The organism is Propionivibrio sp., assembly GCF_049316945.1.
Taxonomy (GTDB): Bacteria; Pseudomonadota; Gammaproteobacteria; order Burkholderiales; family Rhodocyclaceae; genus Propionivibrio.
The window spans coordinates 1-5,797 of sequence record NZ_JBMOJE010000205.1 but is presented as its reverse complement, the minus strand read 5'-3'; the positions used below and the strand labels follow the sequence as shown (position 1 = coordinate 5,797).

At 56.6% G+C, this 5,797-nt stretch carries 3 protein-coding genes; 1 reads left to right on the top strand and 2 read right to left on the bottom strand.

The window, feature by feature from the left end; translation table 11 throughout:
• Positions 1-407 precede the first annotated feature (407 nt).
• A complete protein-coding gene (locus ACOYNV_RS25250) occupies positions 408-689 on the top strand; it encodes a hypothetical protein (RefSeq protein ID WP_422902573.1) in 282 nt (93 codons plus the stop codon).
• A 443-nt stretch (positions 690-1,132) separates the two neighbouring features.
• Here ACOYNV_RS25250 and ACOYNV_RS25245 read toward each other — a convergent pair whose 3' ends face one another.
• Complete coding sequence (locus ACOYNV_RS25245; protein WP_422902572.1) at positions 1,133-4,315, bottom strand: response regulator; 3,183 nt, start codon at positions 4,313-4,315, stop codon at positions 1,133-1,135.
• Positions 4,316-4,330: 15 nt separating this feature from the next.
• A partial coding sequence (locus ACOYNV_RS25240) for an ATP-binding protein (RefSeq protein WP_422902571.1) occupies positions 4,331-5,797 on the bottom strand: 1,467 nt, incomplete at its 5' end.

The following is a 5,797-nucleotide window of genomic DNA, read 5'->3' as shown; positions in this document are numbered from 1 at the left end:
CCGCCGTCCCTCTGCAGGGAGGCTTCGCGCTGTCGCCGTGGTTTGAACTGCGGTTATTAGGTTAATCGGGTATCCGGATTCCGTGATTGACGCGAGGCTCACTTGACGCAGTGCACAAATTGTTTGCGATGGATAATGCAGGATTAGATGGTGCTGACGGTCGGCAACAGACCCAAAGCGGCCGTAGCGGTTGCCCGAAAGCGGCCTGTCAGCCAAATCCAGGTTCGGCGAACTGGACCGCTCCGAAGCTGCCATTGGCGAACTCACCCAACCGGCCATCAAAGGCCATTCAGCCATGCCGCGAAGCCGCCATTCAGACGGCAGCTCCACTCCGGTACACCCTGCACAGATAGAAGTTCGTTCGAGCACTGGCTCAAACTCTTGTCATACCTCGACCTTGGAACCGGATGCAACCACGCCAAGTCATGGCTGAACTCGACAGCCACCCATCCCCCCGCCCTTCCCGCCGGCGGGAAGGGAGCGAGTCGCCCTCTGTCGTCAGGCTTGCTGGCCGAAAATACTCGACCAGCAAACCCTCCGTCAGCGTCGGCGGTTGCGATCGTCTCGTCAAGGCCAAGCCCTTCGGGCGGCCTTCGGCCGGCCTTGACAAGCCGCCTGCCACCGCGGGCATCAACCACCGTGCATGCACTGATCAGGGGGCCATGAACTCTGGTCAATGGATGACGTAATCAAAAACGGCTTGACAAACAAGTCCCCATAGAAGCTGCCATTCAAAACGCTGTTAGCATTTTTTCGACTGGCTGTCTGCTACGCAGCAGAAAGCGGACGATCCATGGCGAAACTTGACGATCGAGTCTCTGCCTTCAGTCGAAGGTTGCATTTTTTGTCCAAAGCTGACGTTGGGTGGATACGCTTACCTGAAAGCAACCATTGGCCAGCATGAGTTCAATTTATTCGCTTCACGGTTCGGAGTGCAGCGTTATCCGTCATTCACATTTTGACGTCCAGTTGGAACTTTCAGCCATGGACGGCTGGTCCACGTAGTCCAGAAAATGACAACTCCGCAGAAGCGGGGCCGCCAAACGTGACATTCCGAATACTGATTAACTGGCTCGTTAGCGGCGGCCAAATTCAATATCCGGGCAATATTCCCCACACGAAACCCGGTGCATCATACCTTTCTGCTTGCCTGGCGCACGGTTCGCAACATTTCCCGAGCATCTTCAAAGGCAAACTTCTTGATCTCACGGTCAATTTCCTCTCCGGGCGGGCCCAGCGCAGTTCGCAGTTCTGCGGCATGCTCATCGAACAGCACGATGGCGGCGGCGTCACCTTGCCCAAGCAGTTTTTCGAGTTCGTCAAGCACGGCCTTCAGAGTTGCCGGATCGATTGAAGCGAGGTCGTCCTGCACCGGACGCGCAATGGACAAGGTTGACAGGGCGGCGGACAGAACGGTTATTTCGTGGTTGATGGCCTCGATTTCAGGGCGGATATCGTCAACGCGAAGACTTTCTGTCTGACTCGTTCGCAACATTGCCTCAAGTCGCGCCGCCACTTCCGCCAGGTGATCGACGCCCAGCGTGGCTCCCGTGCCTTTGAGAGTGTGTGCCAGGCGATGAGCGGTGGCAGTGTCGCCAGCGGACAGACTGGCCGCCAGCCGCGCCATGTAATCAGCGTGCGATTGGACCAGACTGCCCAGCAGTTCCAGATATTTGACGGCATTGCCGCTCAACGCGGCCAAGCCGTGCGCCACGTTCAGGCCAGGCACACTGGCCAAGCGGAACAGTGCGGCCTCGGCCGCAGCTTCCTGCGCTCTGCGCTTCTCTGCGGCAGCAAGCCCGGCTGCATCGGGAGGCGCTGCCGATGGCGAGTGATCGGCCGGCCCGTCTGGCTCAATAGCTGCACCAGCCGGTAGCCATTTCAGCAGGGTGGCATAGAGCAAACCCGGGTCCACCGGCTTGGCGACAAAATCATTCATGCCGGCTTCTTCACAAGCACGGCGTTCTTCATCGAAGGCATTGGCCGTCATCGCCACGATCGGTATGGCCGCCCAGCCGGGAAGGTCGCGGATGGCACGGGTGGCTTCGAGGCCATCCATATCGGGCATCTGCATATCCATCAGAATCAGGTCATAGGCACGGGCTTGAGCCTTGCTGACGGCGTCACGCCCGTCGACTGCGGTATCCACGGCCAGGCCGACACCGTGCAGCAGTTCCACGGCAACTTCGCGGTTGATGAGGTTGTCTTCAGCAAGCAAAAGACGTGCGCCGCCGTGGTGCAGGCGCAACTGCTTCTCTGCATCTGCGGCGTCCAGGGTCGCAACGGCGGGCATGATGCCATGGCCGTGATGCAACCGAGCGGTGAACCAGAAGGTGCTGCCCACGCCCGCCGTACTATCAACACCGACTTCGCCACCCATCAGTTGCGCCAGTCGATGGTTGATCGCCAGCCCGAGGCCTGTACCGCCATACTTGCGTGTGGTCGAGGCGTCGGCCTGCTCGAAGGCATTAAACAACCGGTCGGTTTTGTCGGCGGCTATACCAATGCCGGTGTCGGCCACCTCGAAGCGTACCAGTAGCTCTTCGCCATCGTCTTCAAGCAGCCTGGTTCGCAGCGCAACGCTGCCTCTCTCGGTAAACTTGATGGCATTGCCGGCATAGTTGATCAAGGCCTGGCGCAGCCGCATCGGATCGCCGCGCAGCCAAATGGGGACGGCGTCAACATCGATGCTGATTTGCAGCCCTTTGACCCGCGCCGCCTCGCCCATGATGGACCCGACATTGTCCAGGATGGAGGAGAGGTGGAAATCCGTGCTTTCCAGTTGCAGTTTGCCGGCCTCGATCTTGGAGAGGTCGAGAATGTCGTTGATGATCGACAGCAGGTGGTGCCCGGCACTGTCGATCTTGTCCAGCCGATCGGCCTGCTCCGGCGTCGCCCCCGCCCGCCGCATCAGGTGACTCAGCCCGACAATGGCGTTCATCGGGGTGCGTATCTCGTGGCTCATGTTGGACAGAAAGGTACTCTTGGCCAAGTTGGCGGCCTCGGCCTGTTGCCGGGCGGCGACCAATTCCGTCGTACGCTGCTCCACCAGTCCTTCCAGGGTGTGACGATAACGGTCCAGTTCTTCGCCGGCACGCTTCCTTTCGGTGATGTCCTCCTTCACCGCCACATAGTGGGTAATCGTTCCATCCGGCTGATGTAGTGGTGCAATGACCACGAATTCGACATATTCGCTGCCATCCTTCCTGCGGTTGTAAAGTTCTCCCTTCCATTGCTGACCCTGGGTCAGAGCGTCCCATAAGGCAACGTAGGTCTCGGGCGGCGTTTTGCCTGACTGCAGAAGGCTCGGATTCTTGCCGATCAGTTCCTCGCGGCCATAGCCCGTCACCGCGGCGGCGGCATCGTTCACGTATTCGATTCGGGCGTCGAGATCGGTTATCAGGACGCTTTCAGGGCTTTGTTCCACGGCCAGCGAGAGTTTGCGCAGTTGGTTTTCGGTGGCCTTGCGCTGGGTGATGTCACGGAAACTAGCGACCGCGCCCGACAAGTTGCCCGTTTCATCAAACAATGGCGCAGCATTGACCGACAACCATTTAGTTATTCCATCGGGCGAGACGATGCCGTGTTCAATGTTCAGCGCTCTTTTTTGTTCGCGTAGCGCAATCGCAAAAGGCAGTTGATCTGGCGGCAAGGGTTGCCCGCCTAAGTCCACCTGTTGCCATTCGCGACCCTGAAAATATTTCCCTTCAATGTTTTTATCGGGATAGATATTCAGCATCTCATGCGCGGCCTTGTTGGCATAAGTTATTTGACCTGCGGTATCAATTGTCAGCACCCCTTCCTGCAACGTCTGCAGCATGTCTTCGCGCTTACGTTCGACCATGCGCAAGGCTTCTTCTCGCCCGGCCACCAAGGCAAGGCTTGCCTTAAGTTCATTGGTGCGCTCGTCCACGAGCATTTCCAGTTGATTTCGCAGACGATTCATTTCCAAGTGCGTGCGCACCCGAATCAACAACTCTTCACGTTGATACGGCTTGCTGACAAAATCCACCGCGCCCAGCCCCAAACCTTCCACTTTGTCGGTTGTTTCGGTTAAAGCACTTACGAAAATGATAGGCACATCCCGGGTGACAGCTTGCGCTTTGAGACGCCGACACACTTCGAAGCCATCCATCACCGGCATGCGCACATCGAGCAGAATCAGCTCGGGTGGATTGCCGGCGGCGGAAAGCAGTGCCAGTTCGCCACTGATGGCCGCGCGGACTTCATAGCCTTCCGCTTGCAGGGTCTCCGTCAACAACCTGAGCGAAGCGGGGGTGTCGTCAACAGCAAGAATTTTCCCTCGGGTGGGCATGATGTTCTCGATCCTTTATGGCTTGAGGGCCTTAAGTATCGTCGGGTAATCAAAATTATCGACCAACTGGCTCAACATTTTTTGCAAGGCTGAATCATGCGTAGCAACTTGTTGTATGGCACGAGTAATGCGTTCACTTTCCAGGCTTTCGAGTGCCTCCTTCAGTTCGGCACGCACGCCCTCGGGCAACTTGGCAAAGCTCTCCGGTGTCAACGTGGACGGTGCGACTTGCGCTTTTGCGCCGCCCTTGTAAATAAACTGCAACCCCAAATGCTTGGTCAACGCTTCGTAGATTTCGTTGGCGCGATACGGCTTGCGCAAGAAGTCATCCATACCGGCTTGCAGCATTTCCTCGCGCTGTTCTACAAAGGCAGAAGCTGTTACTGCCACGATCTTCACGGCTTTGCCCTCGGGCAGTTGGCGAATCGCTTTAGTGGCTTCCATGCCATCCATCAGTGGCATACGTCGATCCATCCAGATCAAATGCGGATGCCAACTTTGGAACAGCGCGACTCCTTCCTTGCCATTGTTGGCGGTTTTGACCTGAATACCGACGTTCTCCAACAGTTGAGTGAGCAGCAATTGATTTTCTAACTGATCCTCAACAATCAAGGCACGATAGATTGGCTGCCCGGGTTGAACTCCCACCACGTCCCCTTGCAGTGCTTCTTTGCTTTGGGCGATGTCTTCTTTCCTGGCTTCTTTCAGCGGCAAGTCAATCCTGAACAACGAACCTTTGCCCAGCGTACTTTCCAAGGTGAGATGGCCGCCCATCAGTTCGACAAATTGGCGGGTGATGGTCAGCCCCAGTCCGGTGCCCGTGCTGCCACTTTGATCGCCCAGTTGCACGAAAGGCTCGAACACACGTTGTTGGTCTTCTGGCGCAATGCCGCAGCCGGTGTCTTCAATTTCGATCATCAAATGCGCTATGGCATTTTGGCGCGTCACCAAACGCAAAGTTACGCCACCTTCTTTGGTAAATTTGAGTGCATTGCCGATTAGGTTGATGATAACTTGGCGCAGACGCGCTTCATCAGCGTGAATAAAGCGCGGGAATTCGGACGACTGATCCATGACGAGCTGCAAGTCTTTTTGATGGGCGCGCACGGACATCATGTCGGTTACGTCTCTGACCGTACCGCCCAGATCAAACGAAGCTTCTTCCAGAACCACTCGCCCCGCATCAATCTTGGCCATATCCAGCACGTCGTTGATCAAACTCAACAGATGCTCGCCGCTGCGGTTGATGATCTCCAAATTGCGGCGTTGGTTGTCTGGAAATTGCGCATCCTTTTGAATGATGCTGGAAAAACCGAGGATGGCATTGAGCGGCGTGCGCAGCTCGTGGCTCATATTGGCGAGGAATGCACTCTTGGCTTTATTCGCTGCTTCCGCTTCATCGAGTGCTTTTTGCAATTGAGCTGGAGTCGGTAAGGCGGCGTAAATAAATAAACGTATCATATGACGTGTTGAGGTGGTATT

Excerpts from the sequence above, each read along its gene's own strand:
- ACOYNV_RS25250 (WP_422902573.1), top strand. The coding sequence starts at position 408 with ATGCAACCACGCCAAGTCATGGCTGAACTCGACAGCCACCCATCCCCC.
- ACOYNV_RS25245 (WP_422902572.1), bottom strand. The coding sequence starts at position 4,315 with ATGCCCACCCGAGGGAAAATTCTTGCTGTTGACGACACCCCCGCTTCG.